Source organism: Providencia sp. PROV003, from assembly GCF_045040775.1.
GTDB lineage: Bacteria > Pseudomonadota > Gammaproteobacteria > Enterobacterales > Enterobacteriaceae > Providencia > Providencia huashanensis.
The window spans coordinates 3416060-3430739 of record NZ_CP096369.1 but is presented as its reverse complement, the minus strand read 5'-3'; the positions used below and the strand labels follow the sequence as shown (position 1 = coordinate 3430739).

Genomic DNA, 14680 nt, shown 5'->3' with positions numbered 1-14680 from the left:
CCTTTCTCCTTATGTATTAAGAACTATCTTAATGGGTACTTAGTTTTTGTATTGTAAAAAAGCGAATACTCTGATTTTAAAAATGCCGACGGGGTCATAGTAAAGTATCTTTTAAAATCGCGATAAAAGTGGGACTGATCATAATAGCCTGTTTCAAACCATCGGTATGTATCTTGTTCTACTACCATACTCTTCAAAACATGCTCTAAGCGGCAATTGATCTGATAACGTTTTGGGGTAATGCCATACTCTTTTAAAAACTCTTTTTGAATAACCCGTACATGTAATCCTGTTTCTTCAGCAAGTTCTGTTATTTTTTTTGTAGGGTTGCGATACAGCAATTCTAAAATGTCATCGATAAAATGAGGCTTTTTATTGGCTTTAGTTCGATTGAAGCAATCTAAAAGTTCTTTAAATGATGAGTTGGCTAAGGACTCAAACCAGCGATCTTGCCATATTTCACTCAGAGCCATAGTCCTATCAGTGTAATTAAACGTACTAAGGGGAAGTAAAAAGCGCAGTGCATCATGGCGTATACGCAACACCATTACTTTTGAATGGTTAGGATTAGCCGTGAATGTATTGACTCTAGGAATAATTAATTGGAAAGAGTCTGTTGTTGAATGTTTTTCTGTTGACATGCAAAAAGAATCTGATGAAACCCAAATTTCAGCACCAGTTCCTGGAAAAATTTTAATTGTTCCTGAAAATTCTTTAATGATCAAAATTGAACTAACAAAGGACTTTAATTCATCTGGTGGATAATACTGTTTCAACATCATTCTTGAGCACTCATTATTTGATATGGCAATGATAACGCTTTCTAACAAGAAAATTAACTATAGAAAATCTATATCTTAGTAGATAAAAAAATAAAATCCCTCTATTTTAGTGAAATACGCTTTAAATAGTAGAAATATATGAAGTAGATACAGTTTTTAGTCTTTGAGTGTCTAAATAACAGATAAGATTATTTGTCATGAATAACTGAATATTCACGGTGAGAAGTTGGGAGTATTTTTATTGGTTAATAAACGAAAACCATGCCGCTAAGCTTGCGGCATGGTTTAAAGTGAATCATATGTTGTTATCAATCGGCTTGGCAATCGGCATGTTTTAGCGCTTTTTCACTGTTGCTGGAACAACGTTGCATAAAATAACCAATCGTCATTGGAATGATGGTTGCAGCCATTACCCCCGTTGTTGCCAGAAGTGGGTCGAAAGTAAGAGCAGAAACGAGCAAGCTGGCTAAAAAACATAACCCTAATTGCAAGGCATTTTGTAATGCCGCCGCTTTACCACTTGCACTCGGGAATGCATTTAATGCTTTCGAAACAGCGATTGGATAGGAAGCCCCATTCATCGCCGCCATAAAGCAAAATGGGATCAAAATCATAGTTAGTGACGGAGTACTGTAGATAGCTATAATGAATAAGATTGCCATGCTTACTGCATAACCCGTCAATAATAGAGGGAATAAAGTTTCAGCGCGAACTTTTGCTAATACAATACGACAGCCATAGCCACCAACAATGAAAGCTAAGGTTTGAGGGATATAACTTAAGCCTATATCTGCTGGGTTAAACCCCATATTCCGCAAAATAAATGGCGAGCCCGTTAACCAAGCGAAAAAGCCAGCACTACAAGAGGCATAAACAAGTACATTACCACTAAAAATAGGTGAACTTAACAAGTTAGCAAAAGAGACTTTAGTTTTGGGTTGTTTTTCATCCGTGATGTTTTTGACAGAAACATTCTTCAAAAATAACGTTGGTAATAAAAGTAATATACCTACGGCCATGAGGATCAGAAAAATGGCTTCCCAAGTTTGGTGTTCTAAAACCCAAGCACCTAATAAAGGCGCCAAAGCAGGGGATAAAGCGACTAATGGCATAATAGAGGCAAAAACTTTTTGCGTGCTTGCTTCATCATAGCGGTCAATAACGAGAGCTTGCCATAAAACGGCCGCAGAACAGACACCGACAGCTTGTAGAAAACGCAAAGTTAAGAGTTGTGTCGCAGTTTCAACCCAAAAAATAGCTAGGCTGCTTAAAATGAAAATAGCCAACCCAACGATAAGCACAGGTTTACGACCAAGTTTGTCTGATAATGGTCCCCATAGAAGCTGAGCAAAAGCAAAACCAGCTAAAAATATACTGAGAGAAGCGCTGATAGCCCCTTCTGTGGTATGCAGTGAGTTTTGCATTGCCCCAAAAGCAGGTAGATACATATCAATCGCTAAAAACCCCAGCATGCTTAACCCTGCAAGGTAAATCATAAACCCAGGGGAATTTTTTTTCACAGTATTCGTCATAATTATTACTTATTTGATATTTAAAAAAATGTTAACAGTAGTTCTATTGTATAGGCTATTTTTTTATGTTGTGAAACGGTAATATTTGGATCTTGCTATCAAAATTTTTGAAAGGAGATGTTATGTGGTCAGCTCATGCGCTCGAAGTCATTGATGCAGTGGCTCGTACGGGAAGTTTTAGTGGTGCTGCCGATGAGTTGCACCGTGTTCCATCTGCGATTAGCTATACGGTAAAACAAATTGAGGAATGGCTTGCTGTCCCTTTATTTGAACGTCGCCATCGTGATGTAGTTCTTACCGAGGCGGGGGCAATATTTATTAAACAAAGTCGTTCTGTTATCAAAAAAATGACAGATACCAGACATCAATGCCAACAAGTCGCAAATGGTTGGCGTGGTCAATTTAGTATCGCAGTTGACTGCATTGTCAAACCGCAGCGCACAGAACAACTCATTCTAGATTTCTATCGTCATTTTCCTGATATTGAACTGTATATTCACCCTGAAGTGTTTAATGGTGTTTGGGATGCTTTAGCTGATGGTCGTGTTGATGTGGCGATTGGCGCAACACGTGCTTCCCCCATTGGTGAAAGATACAGTTTTCGTGATATGGGTTTCATGTCTTGGATGTGTGTTGCGAGCCCTGAGCACCCATTAGCCAAAATAGAAGGTAAGTTGGTGGATGAACAAATGCGTGAATACCCCAGTTTATGCTTAGAAGATACCTCCCGTAATTTACCCAAAAGAGACACATGGGCCCTTGATAACCAGCGGCGTCTTGTTGTGCCTTATTGGGAAAATGGTTTGGCATGTTTAGTCAATGGGCTATGTGTGGGCATGGTGCCCGAACACCGCGCAACCCCTTTATGCGAGGAAGGGAAGTTAGTGGAATTGGCATTAGTACAACCATTTCCACCAAGCCCTTGCTGCCTAACTTGGGTTGAAAAAAACACATCTCCAGCGTTAAGTTGGTTATTAGATTACCTCGGTGATACTGAAACACTTAACGCGGAATGGCTTTCAACTTAGGTTGCTAAGTTATCGGCGGTAATCAATAAATGGCCCATCAGCAACAGAGCGGCGTTCAACCAGCCGTGGATGTACCTCGATAGTTTGCGCATCTTCGCGCTTATTCACAATTCTATCGAGTAACATTGTAAAGGCCATTTGCCCTAAACGCTCTTTTGGCTGGTGGATAGTCGTTAGAGCAGGGGTAAAATAGCGCGCATTACGCACATTATCATAGCCAATCACTGAAATATCTTGCGGTACACGCAGGCCCATCTCATCTGCGGCGCAAATCGCTCCCATCGCCATAATATCGCCACCACAGAATACCGCGGTAGGGCGCTGTTTATGGCTAAGGATTTGCATCATTGCTTTGTAGCCTGATTCAGGCTCAAAATCCCCTTGGACGATCCACTCATCTTTTAACGTAATTTTGGCCTCTTCCATCGCTTTTTGGAAACCAGTTAAACGACCAATGCCTGTATTTCTTTCGAGTGAACCAGGAATGACACCGATATCACGGTGGCCACGGTCAATCAAATAACGCCCTGCAAGGTAGCCGCCATGGAATGAGTTGTCGATAATACTGTCAGTAAAATCACCTCGTGACGTACCCCAATCCATAACGACCATTGGAATATTACGATAATCTTCTAACATACTGATTAAAGTATCTGGGTATTCAGAGCACATAACGAGTAAACCATCTACGCGTTTTTGCGCAAGCATTTGTAGATAGGCTTTTTGTTTACCCAAATTATTATGGGAATTACAGAGGATTAGTGTATAGCCTTTTTCATAGCAGCTATTTTCAACTGATTCTATTACCTCAGCAAAATAGGGTGCTTCACTGGAGGTTGCCAGCAAACCAATCGACTTAGTGTGATTAACTTTTAGACTACGGGCAACCGCACTTGGTGAATAATTGAGCTCTTTAATTGCAGCCCAGACCGCAGCCTTAGTATCATCAGCCACAAAGCGCGTTTTATTAATAACATGGGATACGGTTGTGGTAGATACGCCAGCGCGTTTCGCCACATCTTTAATCGTTGCCATGGGGGAAAAAAACTCCTGACCAACAATAGGTCTCTATAAGCATTCTTGTTAAAAAATTACCAGCATATTGATGCATTGATCCTTTGCTGGCAATAATTTAGCGATTTGTTGTCGATTTTGTCTGATCTAGCGCAAAAACGAAAGAAATAATTGATGTTATAACATGTGATATAGGCACGAGTTTTGTTTTTTTGGATATATATACTTAATAACCTTTATGTTAATATGGTTATTCGCTAATTCAATTACGTTTAGATGAGAGGAACTCATGGATACAGATGTTAAATATGGATTACTGGCTGCGTTGGGTTCATTAGCAATGATTATTTTTATTGCTGCACATATTTTTTGATTTTATTTTTACTCATAGCAATGTGCGTAAAAAATAAGGGCGAGATATCTCGCCCTTAGCTATTTAGAAATCAACAGATATCACTATGCTAAATTTTCTTCAACAAACTTCCAATTGACTAGCGCCCAGAAGTTTTCTAAGTATTTAGGACGCGCGTTACGGTAATCGATATAGTAAGCATGCTCCCAAATATCAACTGTTAATACAGGCTTATCTTCACCAGAAATTGGCGTTGCAGCATTAGATGTATTAACGATAGCTAAGCTACCATCGGTTTTTTTCACTAGCCATGTCCAACCTGCGCCAAAGTTTTTGGTCGCAGCGTCAGTAAATTGCGCTTTAAACTCAGCGAAAGAACCGAATGCTTTATTAATCGCATCAGCAACTTTGCCTGTTGGTTCTCCACCTGCATTTGGCGCTAAACAATGCCAATAGAAGGTGTGGTTCCAAACTTGAGCAGCATTGTTAAAAACCCCAGCGTCAGAAGTTTTGATGATCTCTTCTAGAGATTTACCTTCGAAGTTAGTGCCTTTGATGAGGTTGTTTAAGTTAACAACATAAGTGTTGTGGTGCTTGCCATAGTGATATTCTAAGGTTTCAGCAGAGATATATGGTTCTAAAGCATCTTTAGCATACGGTAGAGCGGGTAGTTCAAAAGACATTGCGTACTCCTTGATTGCTTTTGTATAAAATACTTCGGGTGTTTGCTCTTAAAATGAGCTAATTAAAAGATGGCAATTTGTTATCAACATTTCGCTCATTGGCGAGATGGTATTTAATATATTAATGATAACACGATAAACCTTACAAAGGGTAATGGTAATCATGTTACTTATATGTTAGCAAAAAACAAAATCATTAACTATTTATATTGTATGGGTATTTGTGAGGAAGAACGCCAGTTTTTCGAATTTAAACAATAGCGAGTTATTTGTTTGACTTAGGTGAGCAGAAGATAGAAAAGGTGCCTTTTTGGTTTTTTGGATGTTATAGTAATGCCCCTGTAAAACTGGCATATTGTATGAAACAATTAAGTTTCACATTATAATGGTCAATGCATTCTATTAAGTCGCAGTAAATCATGCTTGTCGGCTGACTGCAAAACCAGCATCTTTGTTCTAAGGAAGTAAAAATGACGACAATTGAAAGAATCGAGCGCCAAATCAAAGAAAACCCAATTTTATTATACATGAAAGGCTCTCCAAAACTTCCGAGCTGTGGTTTTTCTGCTCAAGCAGTCCAAGCTCTGTCTTCTTGTGGTGAACGCTTTGCTTATGTTGATATCCTACAAAACCCAGATATTCGTGCAGAACTGCCAAAATATGCAAATTGGCCAACTTTTCCTCAACTGTGGGTTGATGGGGAGCTGGTTGGGGGCTGTGATATTATCATGGAAATGTTCCAGCGCGGTGAACTTCAATCATTGATTAAAGAAACTGCGGATAAATATCGCCCAACAGACGAAACTAGCGCAGAATAATATTGCGATAGATAACAAAAAACCGTATTTAGCTAACGTAGTGGTATTTTAGCAAATACGGTTTTTTTATATGTAATTCAATTACTCTTCGTTCTCAACGATAGGCCAGCCACCAAGCTTTTTCCATTTGTTGACAATCTCACAAAACAATAGGGCAGTACGGTTAGTATCATACAGAGCACCGTGGGCTTGTTTCCCATCAAATGGAATACCCGCAGCGACACATGCTTTTGCTAAAATAGTTTGGCCGTACACTAAACCACTTAATGCTGCAGTATCGAAGGTTGCAAATGGGTGGAATGGGTTACGTTTTAAACTCGCGCGTTCTGCGGCATTCATAACAAAGCTGTGATCAAAATTTGCATTATGAGCAACAATAATTGCGCGGTTACAATCCGTGTTCTTCATTCCTTTGCGGATCACTTTAAATATTGCGTGTAATGCTTCGTATTCACTTACGGCCCCACGTAATGGATTAGTAGGGTCAATGCCAGTAAAGGCGAGCGCAGATGGCTCAAGGTTTGCACCCTCAAATGGCTCTATATGAAAATGCAATGTTTCATCCATAGACAGCCAGCCGTCTTTATCCATTTTTAAGGTAATCGCGGCGATTTCTAACAGCCCGTCAGTTTTGGCATTAAACCCACCGGTTTCAACATCAATAACAACAGGGTAATAACCCCTGAAACGGTTAACCAGGGCATTAGGATTATTTTTTTCAGACATTAGGACTTTCGATTATAAGTTTCTGATTGGCTCGTATTATGCCAAAACCAGTAAAAATTTGTAGGTAAACATAGAAGAAAATTAAGGCAGCCAATTGGCAGCCTTAATTTTGTAATTGAAAGGTCAATTAGTGACCTAAGCCTTTACTTGCACTTTTGTTTTCAATTAATTCAATTTTATAGCCATCAGGGTCTTCAACAAATGCGATAACAGTTGTTCCCCCTTTTACAGGGCCGGCTTCACGAGTAACATTACCACCTGCATTGCGGATATCATCACAAGTTTTTGCAACGTCATCGACACCTAGTGCAATATGACCATAAGCATTCCCCATATCGTATTGATCAACACCCCAATTATAGGTTAGCTCAATGACTGCGCCTTCGCTTTCATCACTATAACCAACAAAAGCAAGAGAATATTTATACTCAGTATTTTCACTGGTTCTTAACAGGCGCATGCCCAGTACTTTGGTGTAAAAATCGATTGAACGCTGCATATCTGTAACACGCAACATAGTATGAAGTAAGCGCATATTATAAACCTCTTAAAATTTCCAGAAAAAACCTGAATCGTTGTATTTATTAATATAACGTGTCTATATTGATAAATACAATGGTTGTAGTATATTTTTTAATCGAACGGCAGTGATGCTTATTTTCATAGTATATCATACATTTATTGTGTTTTTTCTTTTAAGGGGATACCTATATGGCTGAGCAACTCGAGTTCTTTGATATTCCAAGCCCTTGCCGTGGTATTTGCCAAGTAAATGAACAAGGTTACTGCCGAGGTTGTTATCGTACACGAGATGAGCGTTTTAACTGGTTAAAATTTTCTGATCCTGAAAAACGAAATATTATTCGATTATGCCGTCAACGGTACTTAAGGTCACTGAGTAAACAGGCGACTGCAAAAGATTTACCCGATCCCCAACAACAGCTTTTTTAAAGTGTAATACAAATGAATCTATTTTTATAATTCAATCAATTGTTTTGTTAATTAAAGTAACTAGTTATTTTTTAATTATTTTATTTTAATTAATTTCGTTGTTTATCTTTCAATAAAATTTTATTTATTCAAAATAGCTATAGATTCTATAAAAACAACCATAAATAACATATTTTTAAGATTAACTATATACTTTTGTTTTTAAACCATTTATTTGGTATTGCTTTTTTTATTGTTAGTTGTAATTACTATAAGGGTTAAAATAGATAGATCCGAAAGGAGAGTAAGGCTATTCTTATTAATAAGATAATTGATAGGTTGCTTTATTAAGCCTACTAATTTGAAAAGGCATGAGTCGCAAGGTATTAGTTAGAGGTACATCGTCTCATGAAGAGTTTGTCATCACTATAAATAGGTATTTGTTATCCTATGCATCAATAAAAAGTTGTAAATATAAAAGGAAATTAATATATAATTTAAAAAATAATATGAGTCTGGTATATTTTTTAGACATTATAATTATATAAAGGAGGGTAAATTGGAATCACAAATTGGAACAGAATTATCACGTGTAGTCCGTATGTGGAGAGCATTAATCGATCATCGTTTAAAACCCCTTAAACTTACGCAAACACATTGGGTTACATTACATAATATTAGCCAGTTACCACCGGAACAATCGCAAATACAACTGGCAAAGGCAATAGGAATAGAACAACCATCACTAGTGAGAACCCTTGACCAATTAGAGGAAAAAAAACTCATTTCTAGGCATATATGTGCAAATGATAGGAGAGCTAAAAGAATAAAATTGACAGAAGAGTCTGAACCATTTATTAAGACAGTAGACCAAGTAATTAATAATACACGGCTAGAAATATTGAATAATATTAGTGAAGAAGAGCTTGAGCAACTGTCTCAGTTACTTCTTAAACTTGAAAGAAACATTATACAGTTACAGAATGACTCTTGAATTTGGTATAATTTAGCATGTGAATAAATATAACACCAACTATTATTATGGTGATTATTATAAAGACAATAATTATTCAAATTGATTTTAAATAAAATGATCTTTATAGATGGTAAATTATTTCTGTGAAATATATATTGTATTGCAGTTATTTTTGTAGTGTATGGTTTGAGTTAAAATAATTTCTTTAACATTATTCTGCAATCATTAGTTAGTGATGATACACGGCTTGTAGAATACTCAGCAATAAAACCTTCACTAAAAAATGATAACTTAAATAACTATTTCACATTGAATAATGAAATATCTATATGTATAACTAGAGGGATGACTAACTAGAATACTACACATGATATTAAAGATAAAAATATAGGAAAATAATTAATTAATAGAGGTTATTAATAACTAAATATTAGTTAATTAACACTAAGTATGTTCACCGACCATGAGCCGGTGAACATATTTTAATTTAGAATAGTAAAGTTAGCGAGGAGATACAGTGACTGTATTGCCGCTATTTGCAATCATAACGCGTTGACCGTTACGGAAAGTGCTTGGGTCTTGTTTTTGAACAACCACGATATTTTTGCCGCTATCTAAGCGAATTTCTAACTGAACCCCTTGGCTTTTATTCAATGCGCCTTGTGCTTGCTGACCTGCTAAGCCACCTGCTATTGCGCCTGCTGCAGTTGCTAGTGTATTACCAGTACCACCACCAATGGTGTTACCTAATAAACCACCGAGCACAGCACCACCAATTGCGCCAATAACGTTACCATCTTCACCAGCTTGAATTGTCACAGGGCGGGCATTCAAAACGGTACCATAGGTTACAGTCTGTACCTGTTTCGCATCCTTGGCTGAAATAGTATCACCAGAAAGCGTACTGGTATTGACACAGCCTGATAACGCTGCAACTGCAACAACACCTACAAAAACTTTCTTAAGCATAATAACTCCTATGAGATTTGCTGTCTGTGGCACTAACATAGCATCGTATATTTGTTTTCACCATAAACACAACAATTATCAAAATAATGGTATTAAAAAGCGAAGGTTAGATTACTTATTTTGGTTTAAATAGAGTGTAAACACTAGGTAAAATATCTCAAATTCAGGATTATTTCACTGACAAAGGCACTGTTTGTTAAAGGGATGTCAAGTTATGAGTATGATTTCGCATCTATAGCTAAATAGGACGCCTTATCATCTTAGTCAAGACCCTGTAACTAGTGCTTGGTTTATAATTTTATTATGAACCATTGTAAACAAAAAGAGAAATCGTGATATTAAAAAGTGCCTTTTTTATTTAGTTTGTCTAGTTATTTTTAACTTAAAGGTGATTATTTATTATTCCTGCGAAGCTGCCCGAGAAATTGCATCGAATTGTTGACAAAAATCTTCATCAAAGCACAATCTTTTATAGTGATATTTAGTCAAGTTAATGTGCACACTGAAGGAACAAGCATAATGATTAAGTCCGGTCGTTACATAGGTGTCATGTCGGGAACGAGTTTAGACGGTGTTGATGTGGTGCTTGCAGCAATCAGTGATAAGTTTGTTGCTGAACAATCTAGTTTGAGTGTCACATTCCCAATTGAATTAAAGAAAAAAATTTTAAATATTTGCCAAGGGCAAACAACAACATTGTCAGAGGTTGGCAAAATTGATCGGCAGTTAGGGTCATTGTATGCAGATGCTATTAATCAGCTGTTGGTACAAACCAGTTTAACGTCTGAAGATATCATCGCTATTGGCTGCCATGGTCAAACTGTTTGGCATGAACCTGATGGCGAACAGCCTTTTACCATGCAATTAGGTGATAACAACAGAGTTGCCGCTTTAACGGGGATCACCACTGTTGGAGATTTTCGTCGTAGGGACATGGCATATGGCGGGCAAGGTGCACCATTGGTGCCTGCATTTCACCTTGCTGTATTAGGGCATCCTACTGAGAAACGCATTGTATTAAATATTGGTGGAATTGCGAATGTGACAGCTTTATTACCTGGTGCTTATGTTAAAGGCTACGATACAGGTCCTGGGAATATGTTAATGGATACATGGACTTGGCGTAATAAACAGAAAGCATATGATAAAGATGGTCAATGGGCGAGTAGTGGCAAGGTCGATAACACATTATTAAAATCCATGCTAAGCGACCCATATTTTAGACGCTCATCCCCTAAAAGCACAGGGCGTGAATATTTTAATATGCAATGGTTAGAGAAACACTTAGATAAGTTTCCATTAATTTCTGCTGAGGATGTTCAAGCAACGCTTTGTGAGCTGACGGCAACATCGATTACTGACCAAGTTTTATTATGTGGCGGCTGTGAGCGCTTAATTGTTTGTGGTGGTGGCGCAAAGAATCACTTTCTAATGCAGCGTTTAGCGGCTTTGTTACCGGGGATTGAGGTCGCTCCCAGTGATAAATTTGGGTTAAGTGGTGACGATATGGAAGCGTTAGCTTTTGCGTGGTTAGCGGCTCGAACTGTAGCCGGTTTATCAGGAAATCTTGCTTCTGTAACAGGGGCAAGTGAAGAAACTGTTCTCGGTGCGATATACCCTAAAAATATCGCTAAAAAATAACCGTATTAAGGATATAAAAATGAACGAGCTAGATGAAATAGACCTCGCATCGGTACGTCGTGAATACACAAAAGGTGGTTTAAGACGTAATGATTTAACACCAAACCCATTAACACTGTTTGAATTGTGGATGAAGCAAGCGTGCGAGGCTCGTTTAAGTGACCCAACAGCAATGTCGGTTGCTACAGTTGATGAAACAGGGCAGCCCTATCAACGTATTGTATTGTTAAAGCATTTTGATGATAACGGTTTAATTTTTTATACCAATTTAGGTAGCAGAAAGGCGCAACATTTAGAAAAAAATAACAAAATAAGTTTGCACTTTCCATGGTACCCGCTAGAGCGCCAAGTCAATTTTACGGGTGTCGCTGAGCGATTAAATCCAATTGAAGTTGTTAAGTATTTTCATAGTAGGCCTAAAGACAGCCAAATTGCAGCGTGGGCCTCTGCGCAATCATCTAAAATCTCTGCTCGAGGGATTTTAGAAGGCAAGTTTTTAGAGCTAAAACAAAAATTCAAAAATGGCGAGGTTCCATTACCCAGTTTTTGGGGTGGGTTCCGAGTGGTTTTTAATAGCGTTGAGTTTTGGCAAGGGGGCGCTCACCGCCTTCATGACCGCTTTTTATATCAACGCGAAGGGGATGGCTGGAAAATTGACAGATTAGCCCCTTAATTATAGTTTTTTAACTGGCACTTAATTGATATGCGCTTTATGCTATAGACTCATTTAATAAAATTGACAAATTAAACTGACGAGCTTTTGATATGAGTCTCAAAATCGTTGGTTTTTTAACCCTAAATAGATAGACAAAATTCAACCGATGGAGTCATTGATGTCTAGCAATAACCTGATTAAACAATTGCAAGAGCGGGGCCTCGTTGCCCAGGTAACGGATGAGGATGCGTTAGCAGAGAGACTGGCGCAAGGGCCTATCTCCCTCTATTGCGGCTTCGACCCTACCGCTGACAGCTTGCACTTGGGACATCTGGTTCCTTTGCTGTGTTTAAAACGATTCCAACTAGCCGGGCACAAGCCTGTGGCGTTGGTGGGTGGCGCAACGGGCCTAATTGGCGATCCGAGCTTTAAAGCTACTGAACGTAAATTAAACACCACAGAAACCGTTCAAGAGTGGGTAGAAAAAATACGCAACCAAGTATCACCATTTTTAAGTTTTGATTGTGGTGATAACAGCGCACGCCTTGCTAACAATTATGATTGGTTTGGTAAAATGGATGTGCTGACATTCTTACGTGATATTGGTAAACATTTCTCTGTTAACCAAATGATCAACCGTGAATCTGTTAAGCAACGTTTAAACCGTGATGATGTAGGGATCTCGTTCACCGAGTTTGCTTATAACCTGCTACAGGGTTATGACTTTGCCAATATGAATAAAGAGATGGGTGTTGAACTGCAAATTGGGGGTTCAGACCAATGGGGTAACATTACCTCTGGTATCGACTTAACTCGTCGCTTACATCAAAATCAAGTGTTTGGTATGACAGTTCCTCTAATTACAAAAGCGGACGGTACTAAGTTTGGTAAAACCGAGGGTGGTGCAGTATGGTTAGATTCTAAGAAAACTAGCCAATATAAATTCTATCAATTCTGGATTAACACCGCTGATGCTGACGTTTATCGTTTCTTAAAATTCTTCACTTTTATGGAATTAGAAGAAATTCAAGCATTGGAAGAAGAAGATAAAAATAGCGGTAAAGCACCTCGTGCTCAATATGTTTTAGCTGAGTTAGTGACTAAACTGGTGCATGGTGAAAGCGGGTTAGCCGCAGCAAAACGTATTACTGATAGTTTGTTCTCAGGTGCGGTATCTGATTTAACAGAAGCTGATTTTGAGCAATTAGCACAAGACGGCATGCCTTGTATTACACTAGATGCGGGAGCTGACTTACAACAAGCTCTAGTTGATTCAGAATTAACACCATCTCGTGGACAAGCAAGAACTGCAATCAGTTCTAATGCAGTATCCATTAACGGTCAAAAACAAACAGACCCTATGTATGTATTTAGTGATGCAGACCGTTTATTTGGTCGTTATACTTTAATCCGTCGTGGTAAGAAAAACGACTGTTTAATTAATTGGAAATAGCTCTGACTAACCTTTGTAATATTAGCCTGGGGTTCCCCAGGCTATACTCGTCATATTTCAATTTGCATAGGTGTTGATTGTGTCCAGTTAGCCGAGTATAGAGTCAAGTATACTCATAGGGCTTTCTTCTCTTGTCGCCTCCATGCAACTCGAATTATTTGGAGTATATTCATATTAGCAATGGCGAATCACTGATTTCTCTTCATTCGACATAACAATTCTTTGGGTTCTTAATGAAAAGCGTATTATCAATTCAATCCCATGTTGTTTTCGGCCATGCAGGAAACAGTGCCGCTGCATTTCCTATGTGCCGAATGGGCGTAGATGTGTGGCCACTTAATACCGTACAATTTTCGAATCACACGCAATATCCACAGTGGACAGGGAATGTTTTTTCAGCTCAGCACTTAACCGATATCGTTGAAGGCTTAGCAAAAATCCATAAATTAGAAGTTTGTGATGCGGTTTTAAGTGGTTATATCGGTTCCGCAGAGCAAGGGGATGATATCCTTGCGATTGTACAAAAAGTTAAAGCGGCAAATCCACAAGCACTTTATTTTTGTGACCCTGTCATGGGGCATCCTGAAAAAGGCTGTATCGTTGCACCAGGTGTTGCGGAGTTTCTTTGTCACCGTGCATTAGCAGTAAGCGATGTCATCGCCCCAAATCTACTTGAGTTAGAAACTTTAGTTGGTAGAAGTATTAAAACAGTAGATGAAGCAGCACAAGCCGCTCGTGAATTATGTCACAAAGGGCCGAAAATTGTGCTGGTGAAGCATTTAAGCCGAGCAGGCTATCGGGCTGATCGTTTTGAAATGATCTTAGTGACGGCAGAGCATAGCTGGCATGTGAGTCGTCCACTTGTAGATTTTGGTGAAAAACAACCAGTAGGCGTCGGTGACTTAACGAGTGGTTTAATGTTAGTCAATTTATTGAAAGGGGAGCCTCTTGATAAAGGGCTTGAGCATGTTGCAGCCGCAGTATACGAAGTGATGATTAAAACCAAAGAAATGGGTGAATACGAATTACAACTGGTTGCAGCCCAAGACAAAATGGTCAATCCTGAACATAAATTCTGTGCGACGCAGTTAGATTAAATTTAATGAGTTAATAAAATAGAT

At 38.5% G+C, this 14680-nt stretch carries 15 protein-coding genes; 8 read left to right on the top strand and 7 right to left on the bottom strand.

The genetic code is table 11. From position 1 onward, the window contains the following. Positions 1 to 23: 23 nt before the first annotated feature. On the bottom strand, positions 24 to 782 hold the full coding sequence (locus M1F14_RS15765) for a helix-turn-helix transcriptional regulator (RefSeq protein ID WP_232370525.1): 759 nt from the start codon (positions 780 to 782) through the stop codon (positions 24 to 26). Between the two features lie 308 nt (positions 783 to 1090). After that, entirely contained in the window at positions 1091 to 2314 is a 1224-nt protein-coding gene (gene punC / locus M1F14_RS15760; RefSeq protein ID WP_048607018.1) for a purine nucleoside transporter PunC, read from the bottom strand. Positions 2315 to 2436: 122 nt separating this feature from the next. On the opposite strand from punC, the gene punR reads away from it, so the two are divergent. After that, positions 2437 to 3342, top strand: coding sequence for a DNA-binding transcriptional activator PunR (gene punR / locus M1F14_RS15755; RefSeq protein WP_042844028.1), 906 nt, complete (start codon positions 2437 to 2439; stop codon positions 3340 to 3342). A 9-nt stretch (positions 3343 to 3351) separates the two neighbouring features. On the opposite strand, the gene purR is transcribed toward punR, so the two are convergent. Both purR and sodB read right to left on the bottom strand, forming a co-directional pair. Further along, positions 3352 to 4377: an HTH-type transcriptional repressor PurR gene (purR, locus tag M1F14_RS15750; RefSeq protein WP_042844027.1), complete on the bottom strand. Its 1026-nt coding sequence runs from the start codon at positions 4375 to 4377 to the stop codon at positions 3352 to 3354. Positions 4378 to 4812: 435 nt separating this feature from the next. Continuing rightward, positions 4813 to 5391: a superoxide dismutase [Fe] gene (sodB, locus tag M1F14_RS15745; RefSeq protein WP_042844026.1), complete on the bottom strand. Its 579-nt coding sequence runs from the start codon at positions 5389 to 5391 to the stop codon at positions 4813 to 4815. A gap of 470 nt (positions 5392 to 5861) precedes the next feature. Between sodB and M1F14_RS15740 the strand changes: the two genes are divergently transcribed. Continuing rightward, the gene (locus M1F14_RS15740) at positions 5862 to 6209 is read left to right on the top strand and encodes a Grx4 family monothiol glutaredoxin (RefSeq protein ID WP_042844025.1); all 348 of its coding nucleotides are present in this window, start codon (positions 5862 to 5864) and stop codon (positions 6207 to 6209) included. Between the two features lie 81 nt (positions 6210 to 6290). Here M1F14_RS15740 and rnt read toward each other — a convergent pair whose 3' ends face one another. Both rnt and gloA read right to left on the bottom strand, forming a co-directional pair. Continuing rightward, the gene (rnt, locus tag M1F14_RS15735; RefSeq protein ID WP_042844024.1) at positions 6291 to 6935 is read right to left on the bottom strand and encodes a ribonuclease T; all 645 of its coding nucleotides are present in this window, start codon (positions 6933 to 6935) and stop codon (positions 6291 to 6293) included. Positions 6936 to 7062: 127 nt separating this feature from the next. Further along, positions 7063 to 7470, bottom strand: a complete 408-nt coding sequence (gene gloA, locus M1F14_RS15730) for a lactoylglutathione lyase (protein ID WP_004910442.1) — start codon at positions 7468 to 7470, stop codon at positions 7063 to 7065. 176 nt (positions 7471 to 7646) lie between these two features. Here gloA and M1F14_RS15725 point away from each other — a divergent pair, with 176 nt between their 5' ends. Together M1F14_RS15725 and slyA are read left to right on the top strand one after the other, a co-directional pair. Then, positions 7647 to 7886 carry a DUF1289 domain-containing protein gene (locus tag M1F14_RS15725; RefSeq protein ID WP_042844023.1) on the top strand — a complete coding sequence of 80 codons (240 nt, stop codon included), beginning with the start codon at positions 7647 to 7649 and terminating at the stop codon, positions 7884 to 7886. A 538-nt stretch (positions 7887 to 8424) separates the two neighbouring features. Further along, complete coding sequence (gene slyA, locus M1F14_RS15720) at positions 8425 to 8859, top strand: transcriptional regulator SlyA (protein ID WP_042844021.1); 435 nt, start codon at positions 8425 to 8427, stop codon at positions 8857 to 8859. 483 nt (positions 8860 to 9342) lie between these two features. On the opposite strand, the gene M1F14_RS15715 is transcribed toward slyA, so the two are convergent. Beyond that, positions 9343 to 9810, bottom strand: coding sequence for a glycine zipper 2TM domain-containing protein (locus tag M1F14_RS15715; RefSeq protein ID WP_042844020.1), 468 nt, complete (start codon positions 9808 to 9810; stop codon positions 9343 to 9345). A 519-nt stretch (positions 9811 to 10329) separates the two neighbouring features. Here M1F14_RS15715 and anmK point away from each other — a divergent pair. From anmK to pdxY, 4 genes are all read left to right on the top strand, one after another. Next, on the top strand, positions 10330 to 11451 hold the full coding sequence (anmK, locus tag M1F14_RS15710; protein WP_042844019.1) for an anhydro-N-acetylmuramic acid kinase: 1122 nt from the start codon (positions 10330 to 10332) through the stop codon (positions 11449 to 11451). 19 nt (positions 11452 to 11470) lie between these two features. Then, on the top strand, positions 11471 to 12124 hold the full coding sequence (gene pdxH / locus M1F14_RS15705; RefSeq protein ID WP_042844017.1) for a pyridoxamine 5'-phosphate oxidase: 654 nt from the start codon (positions 11471 to 11473) through the stop codon (positions 12122 to 12124). A gap of 160 nt (positions 12125 to 12284) precedes the next feature. Next, positions 12285 to 13559: a tyrosine--tRNA ligase gene (tyrS, locus tag M1F14_RS15700; RefSeq protein ID WP_042844016.1), complete on the top strand. Its 1275-nt coding sequence runs from the start codon at positions 12285 to 12287 to the stop codon at positions 13557 to 13559. A gap of 233 nt (positions 13560 to 13792) precedes the next feature. After that, positions 13793 to 14656 (top strand): pyridoxal kinase PdxY, encoded by an 864-nt coding sequence (pdxY, locus tag M1F14_RS15695; RefSeq protein ID WP_129465839.1) that lies wholly within the window; start codon positions 13793 to 13795, stop codon positions 14654 to 14656. Positions 14657 to 14680: the final 24 nt, after the last annotated feature.

Coding starts and splice junctions, on each gene's coding strand:
- rnt (WP_042844024.1), bottom strand. CDS start 6,935: ATGTCTGAAAAAAATAATCCTAATGCCCTGGTTAACCGTTTCAGGGGT.
- punR (WP_042844028.1), top strand. CDS start 2,437: ATGTGGTCAGCTCATGCGCTCGAAGTCATTGATGCAGTGGCTCGTACG.
- M1F14_RS15715 (WP_042844020.1), bottom strand. CDS start 9,810: ATGCTTAAGAAAGTTTTTGTAGGTGTTGTTGCAGTTGCAGCGTTATCA.
- anmK (WP_042844019.1), top strand. CDS start 10,330: ATGATTAAGTCCGGTCGTTACATAGGTGTCATGTCGGGAACGAGTTTA.
- purR (WP_042844027.1), bottom strand. CDS start 4,377: ATGGCAACGATTAAAGATGTGGCGAAACGCGCTGGCGTATCTACCACA.
- M1F14_RS15765 (WP_232370525.1), bottom strand. CDS start 782: ATGATGTTGAAACAGTATTATCCACCAGATGAATTAAAGTCCTTTGTT.
- sodB (WP_042844026.1), bottom strand. CDS start 5,391: ATGTCTTTTGAACTACCCGCTCTACCGTATGCTAAAGATGCTTTAGAA.
- tyrS (WP_042844016.1), top strand. CDS start 12,285: ATGTCTAGCAATAACCTGATTAAACAATTGCAAGAGCGGGGCCTCGTT.
- pdxY (WP_129465839.1), top strand. CDS start 13,793: ATGAAAAGCGTATTATCAATTCAATCCCATGTTGTTTTCGGCCATGCA.
- pdxH (WP_042844017.1), top strand. CDS start 11,471: ATGAACGAGCTAGATGAAATAGACCTCGCATCGGTACGTCGTGAATAC.
- M1F14_RS15740 (WP_042844025.1), top strand. CDS start 5,862: ATGACGACAATTGAAAGAATCGAGCGCCAAATCAAAGAAAACCCAATT.
- gloA (WP_004910442.1), bottom strand. CDS start 7,470: ATGCGCTTACTTCATACTATGTTGCGTGTTACAGATATGCAGCGTTCA.
- punC (WP_048607018.1), bottom strand. CDS start 2,314: ATGACGAATACTGTGAAAAAAAATTCCCCTGGGTTTATGATTTACCTT.
- M1F14_RS15725 (WP_042844023.1), top strand. CDS start 7,647: ATGGCTGAGCAACTCGAGTTCTTTGATATTCCAAGCCCTTGCCGTGGT.